Source organism: Pseudoalteromonas sp. MB41 (genome assembly GCF_020966275.1).
Taxonomy (GTDB): Bacteria; Pseudomonadota; Gammaproteobacteria; order Enterobacterales; family Alteromonadaceae; genus Pseudoalteromonas; species Pseudoalteromonas lipolytica.
In genome coordinates this window covers 1-12,979 of the sequence record NZ_JAJJZF010000002.1, presented here as the reverse complement: position 1 = coordinate 12,979, position 12,979 = coordinate 1, and the positions used below count along the sequence as shown (strand labels likewise).

Below are 12,979 nucleotides of genomic sequence, written 5' to 3'. Positions count from 1 at the left end.
ATGATGACCACTACACTAAACGTAACCCTATTAATACCACGAGGGCTATATTGGCAATCGCTGCAATCAAAAAGAAATAGCTGCGCGGGCTTGGGTTCTTTTCTGTTGCAATAGCGTAATACAGCAGCATGTGAATAATCCTTGCTATCACATACACCCAGATACACAGAGCGAATACATTACTATTCACATTTAGAAAAAAACCTAAAAATACCGCACCTAAAAACAACGGGCTATTTTCTAAACTATTCATAAACGTGCGATGCGCACGAAATACAAAGCTTTCATGACCCAAAGATGCGTTAAACTTACCAGGTACAGCACCGGGTTGTTTTGCCTTAACAACCGCAGCCACACCCCATTGAACAATAAGCATGATTAAGTAAACATAGACAGCAAAATAAGCAGACAAGGTTAATTCAGGCATTGTTAATTCCTTTTGTTAAAATAAGACGAATTATTTTAACCTTGCAAAAAGCAAACCAATTTAACCCACTGATTTTTAATGAGATTAATTTTTTAAAATCTTAAAACTGCATAATTAGTACGGACTGTGTATAAATTTTACAATGTGTGTGCCACATGCAATATGCGCTTATTTCCCGCGACCACTTCATTAAGTGCCCAACCTTATGCCCTAAAATATAAAGTACCCTAAAACATAAAGTACCCTAGCATTGCCATAAAAACACTGATAACCCGCTGTTTCATTTATTCAAGGCGCGAACATTCTTATCAAGACTGTTTAAAGAGTATTTTGCTTTCTCGAAGAGCTAAATAAAGTAAAATCAGACATATCATTTGTTGTCGATAAAATGCCCCAGCTCCTGCGATGTACCAGCGCGGGCCGAGCGCGCTTTGCTGCAGTAATGAATGACCAACAGGCTGGCTACTTGCTGCCTAAGTCACCAAGCGATGCGCTGTATACTATTGTACGCTTGTCAGTAGTCACTGAATTGAAAAGTCCGATATTAGTAGTACACCGTAAGCTTTGCTTGTGCTGCAACTCGGGCAATCCCTGTTGCTTTGCCGTCTTTAGAGATTGAACCCAGTTTACAATGCGTTGTTGGTGACATTAAAGTTCTGTTCTTTAGTTGCAAAACCAAATGACTGTGCGTAATTAACATGACCATGGAATGCGCTGAACACGCTTTGATAAAGTTAACTCACTCAACGTTCACTGCCATTTATCTCACTGCGCTAAATAAATGTGTATGACGCAATACCGCAAACAGCGTCGCAAATAAACAAGAATATTTTTTATTGTGCTCATTTTTACTATATTGATTTAAGAACGTTAAAACACTAAAAAGAGTAAATAAATTCATTCAAATAATCATAATTAAGTATGCTAACTATCAATTTACTTGCACTTTTGAAGTAGTTTTCGTTTTGCCCCCTCAAATCTCACCGTTTTTACTTTACCCTCAGAACCACACATTATATCGTGAGCATCTACAGACAGCACTTCTCACACGGTGGCTTTGCTGCCTAGCGATGAGTTGATTAGCTAAAATTCACTATTCTAATAATAAAAAGGTTTTACATGCGTTTAGGACCCGGACTTCTTGTCACTGCTGCCTTTATAGGCCCAGGCACCATTACCACCGCAAGCGTTGCAGGGGCAAACTTTGGTTTTGCTTTAATTTGGACACTCTTATTTTCGGTTATCGCCACTATTTTGCTGCAATCTATGGCTGCTAGACTCGGTGTTACAACGGGACAAGACTTAGCAACTGCACTGAGAACAACCATCAAAACGCCTGTGTTTAAGTTATTAGCCGCGTTTTTGGTGATCAGCGCAATAGGGATTGGCAGTGCAGCCTATGAAGCAGGCAACCTCTCTGGAGCAAGCCTGGGTTTACAAGAAATATTGCCCTCGTTTAATCCTTTGATTTGGACACCTTTGATTGCAATTTTAAGTGTCGTGCTGTTGTATACCGGAAAGCATAAAGTAATTGAAGGTGCATTGATCGTTTTAGTTGTGCTGATGAGCTTGGTCTTTATTTCGACATTAATAATGGCTGCGCCGCCCTTAACTCTCGTTTTAAAAGGCTTTATACCAAGTTTACCTGATAACTCCATTACCACGGTATTAGCCTTAATCGGCACCACCATTGTTCCTTATAATCTGTTTTTACATTCAGGCGTCCTTGCCCAAAAACATGACAAAAATAAAGATATTGAAAAGGTTATTAAAGAAACTAATGTAGATACCAGTATCTCAATAACCCTTGGCGGTATTATTACCTTAGCAATTTTATCAACAGCTTCCGTGGCATTTTATGGCACCGATGCGGGTAAAATTTCTGCAGCCAATATGGCCGTACAACTAGAGCCTTTGTTGGGTGGAATGGCTCACTACTTTTTTGCTATTGGCTTATGTGCTGCGGGCCTCACCAGTGCAATAACGGCTCCTCTAGCGGGTGCATATGCCGTGTGTGGTATGTTGGGTTGGTCAACAAAAATGAGTAATACACGCTTTAAAGGTGTGGCAATTATTATCCTAGCGTTTGGTGCGGTTGTGGCGTCTCTCGGACTTGACCCTGTTGCGGTGATCATCTTTGCGCAAGCAGCCAATGGCTTACTCCTGCCGATTGTGACTTGCTACCTTGTTTGGTTGGTGAATCAAAAATCAATTATGGGAGAATACACTAACTCTGTTTTTGTTAATGTTGTTATTTTCCCTGTCTTGTTACTCATTTTTAGTTTAAGTATTTATAAATTATTCAGTTTGATTTTCTAAAGTGATTGTGCGAAATGGTAAAATCAAAGCCATTTATAACAGATTAGTCGTCCATACCAGCGCAATATTACTTAATCAAAAGCCGCATGGTTTCCCTATGCGGCTTAAATTTTATGCGCTCAAGTCTATGCGCTTTGTCTTATTGCTTACCTGACATTAACTGCTCCATAAGCTGGCTAAAGTCAAAGCTTGCTGCTTTTTGAAGCGGTGGGTATTCAGTAAGCGACTTAATATGCTCACCTAATAAGTGTTGTACAGGTTCGTTAAGCCATTGTTTAGCCTGAACTATATCAGAGCGGTCAGTCAAACCATCAAAGCTTTCAAACGGATCCATGCGAAGGTTGTAGAAAATGGGGAACTTTTGTTTTTCATACTGTGCATAGTAGTTTTCGCTTGTTTCAAAATGCAGCTTCCATTGTTTATAGCGAATCGCTTTAATGCTTGATTCGTAATAATAGAAAAAGTGGTCACGTGCACTGTCATCTGTTTTTCCTAACCAGTAATCTAAGTTATTTACACCATCAAGTGGCTGTTTATGCTCTTTAAGTGCTTTTTTGGCTACATTAGGCTCACCCGCAGCAGCTGCCAAAGTGGTGTAAATATCCATGTGTGTTTGAATACCGTTTAAAATTCTATCTGCGGGTACTTTACCTGGCCAACGAACAATCATTGGTACACGTACACCGCCTTCGTAGGTTGTCATTTTTTCTCCACGGAATGGCGTTGTACCACCATAAAGACGCGCACTGTGTTCTGGACCATTATCTGTCGAGTAAACAACGATCGTATTATCTAGCACACCCATGTCTTGAAGTGCAGCCATCAATTCACCCACTTGTTGATCATGCTCAATTAAGCCACTACCATACAAATCGTGCTCTGTAGTGTGCTTGGCAGCTAAATAACGACTTTCATCACTTAAACGGGTATACATGTGCATACGGCTTGGATTAAACCACACAAAGAACGGCTTATTCTCTTTTTGTGCTCGCTTGATAAAGTCTAAACTTGCATCCATGAATTCTTTATCAACCGTTTTCATTCGCTCGCGAGAAAGCTGGCCTGTGTCTTTAATTTTTTGCTTACCAACTTTACCAAATCGTGGATCAACTGTTTTGTCATCTACATTAGTTGCATAAGTGTGTAAAACCCCGCGTGTACCGTATTTTTTGAAGAATTCAGGATCTTTAGGGTAATCAACTTGCTCAAACTCTTCTTGGGTATTTAAGTGATATAAGTTTCCAAAGAATTCATCAAAACCATGAACGGTTGGTAAGTGCTCGTTGCGATCACCTAAATGGTTTTTACCGAATTGACCCGTAGCGTAACCTTGCTCTTTAAGAACTTCAGCAAGAGTATAGGAGCCCGCTTTTAAACCAAGCTCTGCGCCGGGTCTGCCAACAGTTGTCATGCCACTACGGATTGGGTACTGTCCGGTAATAAGGGCCGCGCGACCAGCAGTACATGACGGTTGAGCATAATGATCAGTGAACATCGTGCCTTCATGGGCGAGTTTATCAATATTTGGGGTTTTATAGCCCATTGTACCCAAACCATAGGCACTTATATTCTGCCACCCTACATCATCAGGGAATATTATAAGAATATTGGGTTTATCTTTAGCGAACGCCACTGAGCTTACTAAATACAAAGCAGCAGATGCGACGGCGAGAAATCTTTTCATAACAGCAATCCTTCGTGTTTTGGAGTATCACAATCCACTTAACTAAATGATTAAGTATTAATGTAGATTGGTATTGAGTACTAAAGGTACCTTTTTAGTCTACTAAATGTTTACACTTCCGCAAATTAATTAGTTAAAAAACAAACAAAAATGCCGCATGGTTTCCCTATGCGGCATTTTTAACTTATTAGGCTAATAAAACTTATTTAATAACCTCTAAGCCTCCCATGTATGGGCGTAATACCTCTGGCACAACAATTGAACCATCAGCTTGTTGATAGTTTTCTAAAATGGCAACCAATGTACGACCTACAGCCAAACCTGAACCATTAAGTGTATGCAATAGTTCTGGTTTTTTCTCACCTTGACGACGGAAACGCGCTTGCATGCGACGTGCTTGGAAATCAACCATGTTTGAACACGATGAAATTTCACGGTAGGTATTTTGTGCAGGTAACCATACTTCTAAATCGTAAGTTTTCGCAGCACCAAAGCCCATATCGCCGGTACAAAGAATCACTTTACGGTAAGGAAGCTCTAATGCTTGTAAGATTTGCTCTGCGTGACCTGTTAGCTCTTCTAGCGCTTGCATTGAGTCTTCTGGTTTTACTAGCTGTACTAATTCAACTTTGTCGAATTGGTGCTGACGAATAAGACCACGTGTATCACGACCATAGCTGCCGGCCTCACTGCGGAAACATGGCGTATGCGCGGTTAAACGAATTGGCAAGTCACTTTCGTCATAAATTTCATCGCGGGCACAGTTCGTAAGGGGTACTTCTGCTGTTGGAATTAAGCTAAAACCAGGTTGTTGTTGACCTTCGTCATCCACTAAACCTAACGTGTGGAATAAATCACCGGCGAACTTAGGCAGTTGGCTTGTACCGTACAAACTTGCGCTATTAACAAGGTAAGGTACGTACATTTCTGTGTAACCGTTTTTATCGGTGTGCGTATCAAGCATGAATTGAGTTAATGCACGGTGCATACGCGCAACTTGGCCACGCATCACAGTAAAACGTGCACCACTGATCTTCACGCCCATTTCAAAATCAAGACCCTTTACGTCTTGACCTACATCAACGTGATCTTTTACTTCAAAGTCAAATGATTTTGGTGTACCCCACGTTGAGATTTCAACGTTTTGCTCTTCATCTTCACCAACAGGAACTGACTCATCTGGTAAGTTTGGAATGGCAAGGGCAATTTGCTTAAGCTCTTCAAGCACTGCGTCTTGCTCTGCTTTTACGCTGTCTAGTTCATCCCCAAGGGTACTGACCGAATCAAGCAAAGCTTGTGCTTTATCGTGCTCGCCTTTGGCTTTAGCTTGGCCGATAGCTTTGGAACTTGCGTTACGTTCGCTTTGAAGTTCTTGCGTTTTTACTTGTAATGTTTTGCGTTTTTCTTCAAGTGCAGTCACTGCATCGATATCAAGTTCAAAGCCGCGTGTTGCTAAACGCGCAGCCGCTTGTTCAATATCTTGACGTAAATATTTAGAATCTAACATGTTAGTTTTTAACCTTTTTGCATTACCAGCTGAAGGCCCAGCCAAGCCATAAATATACACACCACCACGTTTAAGGTGATATTGAGGGCCATTTTAAAAAAGTGACCTTGTTGCAACAGCAACAACGAATCCATTGAGAATGTTGAAAAGGTGGTCAATGCACCTAAAAAGCCAATACCAATTAAGGTCTTAGCAGGGCTAACAGCGATTATTTCTTTTTCAATCAAGCCGTATAAAATGCCCATTAACAATGAACCAAGAATATTAACTGTCAACGTGCCAAAAGGGAATCCCCTACCCAGCAGTTTTAGCATTGTTTCGCTAAGAAAATAGCGTAAGCAAGCACCTGATGCGCCACCCAATGCAATCATCATGTAAAGTTTTAAACTATTCATAACGTTTAATATCGCTTTGCTCATTTCGCTGCGTTAAATAATCCAGCTTTTGTTTTATTTTTTGCTCAAGCCCGCGATCCGTAGGAAAGTAATACTGCCTATCGCTAATAGCTTCAGGAAAATATTTTTCGCCTGCGGCAAATGCGCCTTCTTCGTTATGCGCATAACGATACTCAGCACCATAGCCCAAATCTTTCATTAGGCTGGTAGGTGCATTACGCAGGTGCTCTGGTACAGGGTAACTAGGTTCATTTTGCGCATCGTGCTTGGCCTGATTAAAAGCCATATACACAGCATTGCTCTTAGGCGCACTGGCTAAATAGAGCGTGGCTTGCGCTATGGCACGTTCACCTTCACTTGGCCCCACTCGCTGATAAATATCCCATGCATTGAGTGCAACTTCCATAGCGCGAGGGTCTGCATTGCCGATATCTTCTGTCGCGATGGCTAATAAACGTCTTGCAACATATAGCGGGTCGCCCCCCCCCGCTAAAATACGGCAATACCAATATAAAGCACCATCGGGTGAGCTGCCTCGTACAGACTTATGAAACGCAGAGATTAGATCGTAAAACTCATCGCCCCCTTTGTCATATTTCGCTAAATGCGTTGGCAGCACTTGACTTAAAACATGCTGATCAATTAGGTAATTACCTTGTTTTTCAGTGGTTAAATCAACGGCTTGTTCAAGTAAATTGAGTACTTTACGGGCATCACCGTCGCTGGCTTGGCAAAGTGCCTGCTTTGCGTTATCGGCAATGACGATGTTTTTTTCACTTAGCTCTACATCATCACGTAATGCGCGCTCAATCACATTGTGTAAATCGGTTTGCTCTAACGCTTTAAGTACATAAACACGCGCACGTGAAAGTATGGCGTTATTGAGTGCAAACGAAGGATTTTCTGTGGTGGCGCCAACAAAAATAAACGTGCCGTCTTCTATGTGAGGCAAGAAGGCATCTTGTTGTGATTTATTAAAACGGTGTACTTCGTCGACAAATAATAGCGTACGCTGACCTCGCCCAGCAAGGTTAGCTTTGGCTTCATTGACCGCTTCACGGATGTCTTTTACGCCAGCGGTGACAGCAGACATTTGAATAAGACTTGCATCTGCATGATTAGCAATAATTTGCGCAAGAGTGGTTTTGCCAACCCCCGGCGGGCCCCACAAAATCAGGCTGTGGCAGCGCCCAGCTAAAATTGCTTGGTATAGCGGTTTATCAGGGCTTAAAAGATGTTGCTGACCAATGTAGTCATTCAATGTTTCAGGTCGCATGCGCGCCGCAAGTGGGCGCACATCAGGACCAAAATTAAATCCTAGATTACTCAAGCCCTATTCACCTTGGCTTTGATCATCAACTTCAACACCTTCAGGAATGATAAATTCAAAGGTCGTCGTAGCCAATGGTTGATTAACCTGAGCATCTTTAAAGGTAAATAACGATTGCTGACCCGAGGTATCCATCACGGTCAATGAAGATAAAGCCTGTTTATCATCACTGAATGCAATATCAAGTTGCTCAACTTGGCTTTCTATGCCTTTATTTGGTGTAACACTAAAGCCTGTATCGGTGGCCAATACTTGGTATTTAGCCCACTGCTCAGGGTCTTTTGATGTAAGTAGCACAAACGGGGTTGAATCTATCAGACTATGGGTATTCATTATGGTAACTTGCTCAGCGAAGCTATCAAAATAATAGGTTTTTTCACCGTTAGAAACAAATAACGTTTCATCTGGGCTTTGCTGTTGCCAGCGAATCATCATAGGTTGCTGAAGCGCAATATTGCCCTCACCTTGCATAATGGCTTCGCCCTGTGCATCGGTTACTTTTTGTATAAATTGCGCTTTAAAACTGTTAATTGCGCCAAGTTGCTGTTGCAATGCTTGGCTGTCGTCAGCACGACTTTGACTGCTTAATAAACACCCTACTATTAGGGTTAACACTGTAATTTTTTTCATTAATTTGCTCCACCATTGGGCACTAATACTTCTCGGGCACCATTATGACCTGGCGCACTGACAATGCCTGACGTTTCCATTTGTTCCACTAAACGTGCTGCGCGGTTATAACCAACGCGAAGCTTACGTTGTACACTCGATACCGACACTTTGCCGGTTTCTATCACAAATGATACTGCTTCATCGTAAAGCGGATCTGACTCTTCATCACCGTCTTCACTGGTTTCTCCTGGTAGTAAAATTTCTTCTGTGGCATCACCATTTAAAATTTCATCAATGTAATTTGGCTTGCCCCGTTTCTTCCAATCGTCGACCACGGCATGAACTTCATGATCATCAACAAATGCACCGTGAACACGCACAGGCACGCTGGTGCCAGGCGGTAAGTAAAGCATATCACCCATACCCAGTAAGTTTTCAGCACCTTGTTGGTCTAAAATGGTACGCGAGTCAATCTTACTTGATACTTGGAACGCCATACGCGTTGGAATATTCGCTTTAATTAAACCCGTTATAACATCAACCGACGGGCGCTGTGTTGCAAGCACTAAGTGAATACCTGCTGCACGGGCTTTTTGTGCAATACGTGCAATTAGCTCTTCTACTTTTTTACCGACAATCATCATCATGTCAGCAAATTCATCAATCACCACGACAATACTAGGCAGTTTACCCAGCTCTTCAGGGCCATCAGCCATGCCGTCAGTGTCTTTAAAAAGTGGATCAAGGATCGGTTGACCGGCCTCTTTCGCATCCAATACTTTTTGGTTGTAACCTTTTAAGTTACGCACACCCAGTGCCGACATAAGCTTATAACGACGCTCCATTTCCCCCACACACCAACGCAGTGCATTAGCCGCTTCTTTCATGTCTGTGACCACTTCACACAATAAATGCGGAATACCTTCGTACACAGAAAGTTCAAGCATTTTAGGGTCTATCATAATCATACGTACATCATCAGGCCCTGATTTGTACAGTAAGCTTAATATCATTACATTAACGCCCACTGACTTACCTGAACCAGTGGTACCAGCGACAAGTAAATGAGGCATTTTACCCAAGTCAGCACACACAGGCTCACCGGCAATATCTTTTCCTAATACCATGGTTAATGGTGATGGGTTTGACTCAAACTTAGGGGCATTGATTACTTCGCTTAAACGCACGATTTCGCGGTGTTTATTCGGCAACTCAATACCAACATAGGTTTTACCCGGAATAACCTCAACAACACGCACACTGACAGCAGACAGCGAGCGCGCTAAATCTTTTGCAAGACCGGTGATTTTCGCCACTTTAATACCCGGTGCTAAATCGAGTTCAAAACGCGTAACAACAGGGCCTGGGTATACGCCGACAACCGTGGCTTGAATATTAAAATCAAGCAATTTGGTTTCAACTAAACGTGAAATGCCATCAAGCTCTTCTTGCGATAATGGGTTCTTCGCTTTATCTGGGCGGTCTAACAGCTCCAGCGACGGTAACGGGGTTGCTGGCGGTTGCTCTTCTAATAAGGCCTCAAATTTTTCTTTTGCAGTTGGAGGTGGCTGATACGCAGGCTTTGCCTTTGGCATTGGGCGTGCAGGAGAGACAACCGTTGTCGTTGGCTTTTCAGGTTCAACAACGGGGCTTTGATCAAGCGCATTGAGAGCTGATACAGTGTCAAACGATTCATCATCAAGCGCACTAAAACCGATTTCTTGATCTAAAATATCGTCAAGTTCATCAAAACCATTAAATTCAGACTCTGTTTTTTTAGCTGGTTTTGCAGCCGCTTTTTCTTGAGCAGGTTGGTTTACATCGGGTTCGGTAAAACCAATTGAAGGCTCACTATCAGGCTCGACAAAATTCGCATCGGGTTCTGATGAAAGAACAGCTTTATTTGCGTCTTTTTCGCGTTGAAGCCAGGCCGACAAGTGCTTGCGTGTAAAATAAAAGGCACGCATTACCCAATCACCTAAGAAGTCAACAAATTGCACCCATGACACACCCGTTAAAAGCGTTAAGCCTGCGAAAAAGAAACACAGTAATAAAATAGATGTGCCAGTAAAATTAAAGGTCGGCATCATCGCCGAGGCAATAACGTCCCCTACTACCCCGCCCGATGAAAAATTATAAATATCGTCAAAATTGATGCTGCTAATCGCGGTTGCAGAGGTAATAAATAAAGCAAAACCAATGATTCTTAAAGCCAGCGTGGTGTAATCAAGTTGGAATATGCGATGGGGCTGCTTAAATAATAAGTAACCAAATAACTGAATAGCCGCTGGCACCAAATAGGCAAGCCAGCCAAATGTAAGCAATAAGATATCTGCTATCCACGCACCTGCTGTGCCGGTAATATTCTTTACATTAACAAATTCACCGGTTTGCGACCATGATGGGTCGGCAGGATCAAAACTGATTAATGCACATAAAATAAATACTGCAGCAAAGGTGCTGATAATTAGCCCAGTCTCTAACAGTCTTTGAACACCATTTAGGCGCATAGCTCCCTATTCCTTATTATTCTTTACTCATCGATTAGCAGTGAAATACCTTAGCAGGAAATGCCGTTTGTTGCACTTTATCTTAACCATGATGGACTGATAATGAACAAGTTTTTGTTACTCTTTGTTTATTTTAACAGTTTATGCAATATAAGGACGAATAATCACCCCTTGCTCACCTTTTACTTCTTCCATCACGACGTAGGTACGGCTCTCACTTACATTAGGTAACTTAAGTAAGATATCACCCAGTACGTTACGGTATTCTGACATGTCATTAACGCGGGTCTTCAATAAAAAGTCGAAATTACCCGAAACAAGGTGACACTCAATTATTTCATCGTGCTTTTTTACCGCCGCATTAAATTCTTCAAATACATCAGGTGAGGTTTTCGTAATCGTGACCTCAACGTACACCGACAACCCCTGACCCAATTTTGCAGGATCAACAACTGCTTTGTACCCGAGTATGTAGCCTTCTCTTTCAAGCTTCTTTACACGCTCTAAACACGGGGTCGCACTTAAGCCTACACGCCTTGCTAACTCTACGTTAGAGAGCCTTCCATCAAGCTGTAATTCCATTAAAATTTTTCGGTCTATTCTGTCAAGTAATTGATGCATACGCCAAACCAGAGTTTTACACTGTTAAAATATATTTTTTAGATTATATCACTACAAATGAACTTAAAAAAGGTGAGACACACTGCCATGTCATGAATATAATAGTCGAAAATTTTATCCCGTTCTATTAAGGCGAAAAACTATGATTATTGGTGTACCAAAAGAAATTAAAAACCATGAATACCGTGTAGGTATGGTTCCTGCGAGTGTTCGTGAACTAGTAAACCATGGCCACCAAGTGTTCGTTGAAACTGATGCAGGTATGGGCATTGGCTTCACTAACGAAGATTATATTGCAGCAGGCGCTGAAATTTTACCTACCCCAGCTGACGTTTTTGCTAAAGCTGAAATGATCGTAAAAGTAAAAGAGCCACAAGCGGTTGAGCGTGCAATGTTACGCGAAGACCAAATTCTATTTACTTACCTTCACCTAGCACCTGATCTTCCACAAACTGAAGACCTTGTTAAAAGTGGCGCAATCTGTATCGCTTACGAAACAGTAACAGACGCTCGTGGCGGTTTACCACTTCTAGCACCGATGAGTGAAGTTGCTGGTCGTATGTCAATCCAAGCTGGTGCACAAGCGCTAGAAAAGTCGAACCACGGCCGTGGTATGTTACTTGGTGGTGTACCAGGTGTTGAGCCAGCTAAAGTTGTTGTTATCGGCGGCGGCATGGTTGGTCGTAGTGCAGCACAAATGGCAGTTGGCCTAGGTGCAGATGTGGTTGTTTTAGACCGTAACATCGATGTATTACGTGCACTAGACGCTCAGTTTGGTAACAAAGTGAAAGCGATTTACTCAACCGCTGATGCGCTAGAGAAACACGTACTAGAAGCTGACCTTGTGATCGGTGGCGTACTAATCCCAGGTGCTGCAGCGCCTAAATTAGTGACAGCTGAACACATTAAAGCAATGAAGCCTGGTTCTGCAATCGTTGACGTTGCAATCGACCAAGGTGGTTGTATCGCGACTTCAAAAGCGACGACACACGCTGATCCTACTTACATTGTTGATGACGTTGTTCACTACTGTGTTGCAAACATGCCAGGTGCTGTTCCACGTACTTCTACGTTCGCACTTAATAACGCAACATTACCGTTTATCATCAACCTTGCTAACAAAGGCTATAAGAAAGCGCTTCTTGACGATGCACACTTCTTAAAAGGCTTAAACGTGATTAAAGGCCAAGTTACTTACAAAGAAGTAGCTGAAGCATTCAACATGGAATATGTTGACCCACGTACAGCAGTTGAAAATGCTTAATTAGCATTGTGAAGTAAAAGATCCACCTTCTAAAGAAGGTGGCTTTGCATTAGCCCCCTAGAAGGGGGCGTTGTTTACTGGAGTGTTAACTGCGCCTGCTCTTGCACCTCTTCCTTTTCTTGGTGCCTGACATACCGCCTTATTATTTCTTCATTTATCCCTACAGTATCTACGAAGTACCCTCTCTGCCAAAAATGGTTTCCCCATAACTTGTTTTTCCTTAAGTATGGATATTTGCTAAATAGCTTTAACGCTATTTTTCCCTTTAAAGCACCCATTAATTTCGAGACTGATAACTTCGGCGGTATCT

11 protein-coding genes are annotated in these 12,979 nt (G+C 42.1%); 2 read left to right on the top strand and 9 right to left on the bottom strand.

Going from position 1 to position 12,979, the window contains the following annotated elements; all coding sequences use genetic code 11:
* Positions 1–10: 10 nt before the first annotated feature.
* Positions 11–427 (bottom strand): MAPEG family protein, encoded by a 417-nt coding sequence (locus LPA49_RS03665; protein ID WP_036968147.1) that lies wholly within the window; start codon positions 425–427, stop codon positions 11–13.
* 1,119 nt (positions 428–1,546) lie between these two features.
* Between LPA49_RS03665 and LPA49_RS03660 the strand changes: the two genes are divergently transcribed.
* Positions 1,547–2,746: an Nramp family divalent metal transporter gene (locus LPA49_RS03660; protein ID WP_036968144.1), complete on the top strand. Its 1,200-nt coding sequence runs from the start codon at positions 1,547–1,549 to the stop codon at positions 2,744–2,746.
* Positions 2,747–2,885: 139 nt separating this feature from the next.
* Here LPA49_RS03660 and LPA49_RS03655 read toward each other — a convergent pair whose 3' ends face one another.
* The 7 genes from LPA49_RS03655 to lrp form a co-directional block, all read right to left on the bottom strand.
* Positions 2,886–4,430, bottom strand: coding sequence for an arylsulfatase (locus tag LPA49_RS03655; protein ID WP_230235612.1), 1,545 nt, complete (start codon positions 4,428–4,430; stop codon positions 2,886–2,888).
* Between the two features lie 202 nt (positions 4,431–4,632).
* Positions 4,633–5,937, bottom strand: a complete 1,305-nt coding sequence (serS, locus tag LPA49_RS03650) for a serine--tRNA ligase (protein WP_036968138.1) — start codon at positions 5,935–5,937, stop codon at positions 4,633–4,635.
* 8 nt (positions 5,938–5,945) lie between these two features.
* Positions 5,946–6,332, bottom strand: coding sequence for a fluoride efflux transporter CrcB (gene crcB / locus LPA49_RS03645; protein ID WP_074989576.1), 387 nt, complete (start codon positions 6,330–6,332; stop codon positions 5,946–5,948).
* Positions 6,325–7,662, bottom strand: coding sequence for a replication-associated recombination protein A (locus LPA49_RS03640; RefSeq protein WP_036968135.1), 1,338 nt, complete (start codon positions 7,660–7,662; stop codon positions 6,325–6,327). Before LPA49_RS03640 ends, crcB begins: the two co-directional genes overlap by 8 nt.
* 3 nt (positions 7,663–7,665) lie before the next feature.
* Positions 7,666–8,292 carry an outer membrane lipoprotein chaperone LolA gene (gene lolA / locus LPA49_RS03635; protein WP_065979979.1) on the bottom strand — a complete coding sequence of 209 codons (627 nt, stop codon included), beginning with the start codon at positions 8,290–8,292 and terminating at the stop codon, positions 7,666–7,668.
* On the bottom strand, positions 8,292–10,784 hold the full coding sequence (locus LPA49_RS03630; protein WP_036968127.1) for a DNA translocase FtsK: 2,493 nt from the start codon (positions 10,782–10,784) through the stop codon (positions 8,292–8,294). Before LPA49_RS03630 ends, lolA begins: the two co-directional genes overlap by 1 nt.
* Before the next feature lie 141 nt (positions 10,785–10,925).
* Positions 10,926–11,405 carry a leucine-responsive transcriptional regulator Lrp gene (gene lrp, locus LPA49_RS03625; RefSeq protein WP_036968123.1) on the bottom strand — a complete coding sequence of 160 codons (480 nt, stop codon included), beginning with the start codon at positions 11,403–11,405 and terminating at the stop codon, positions 10,926–10,928.
* A gap of 142 nt (positions 11,406–11,547) precedes the next feature.
* Between lrp and ald the strand changes: the two genes are divergently transcribed.
* Positions 11,548–12,669, top strand: a complete 1,122-nt coding sequence (gene ald / locus LPA49_RS03620) for an alanine dehydrogenase (protein WP_036968120.1) — start codon at positions 11,548–11,550, stop codon at positions 12,667–12,669.
* Between the two features lie 74 nt (positions 12,670–12,743).
* On the opposite strand, the gene tnpA is transcribed toward ald, so the two are convergent.
* The coding region (gene tnpA, locus LPA49_RS03615) for an IS200/IS605 family transposase (RefSeq protein WP_230235610.1) at positions 12,744–12,979 on the bottom strand (236 nt) is incomplete at its 5' end.